This window comes from Adlercreutzia sp. DFI.6.23, assembly GCF_024462535.1.
In the GTDB taxonomy this organism is placed as follows: domain Bacteria; phylum Actinomycetota; class Coriobacteriia; order Coriobacteriales; family Eggerthellaceae; genus Adlercreutzia; species Adlercreutzia rubneri.
Genome location: NZ_JANGBP010000420.1, coordinates 1 through 306 on the forward strand (window position 1 = coordinate 1; position 306 = coordinate 306).

Consider the following 306-nt stretch of genomic DNA (forward strand, 5'->3'; position numbering starts at 1 on the left):
CGTACTTCGTGCTGCTGGGCATCTCGGCTGTGGGCGCTCTTCTCACCTACGCCGGCATCTCGATGTTCGTGGCCATGTTCGCCCTCATCCCGCTGGCCCGCCCGATGTTCCGCGAGTGCAACATCCCGTGGCACCTGTTCTGCGCCGCATGGACGCTGGGCGCCTGCTCGTTCACCATGGCCATGATCCCCGGCGTGCCGGCCGTGGCCTGGATCAACGCCGCCAATGGTTGCGGCGTGTCGCTCACCGCAATAGCGATGATGGAGCCCACGATGCCCATGATGGGGGCGGCGGTGAGCGACACGC

At 66.7% G+C, this 306-nt stretch carries 1 pseudogene; it reads left to right on the plus strand.

Annotation, left to right across the window (positions count from 1 at the left end):
• Positions 1–306, plus strand: a pseudogene (locus tag NE591_RS13975) (hypothetical protein); the annotation flags it as partial.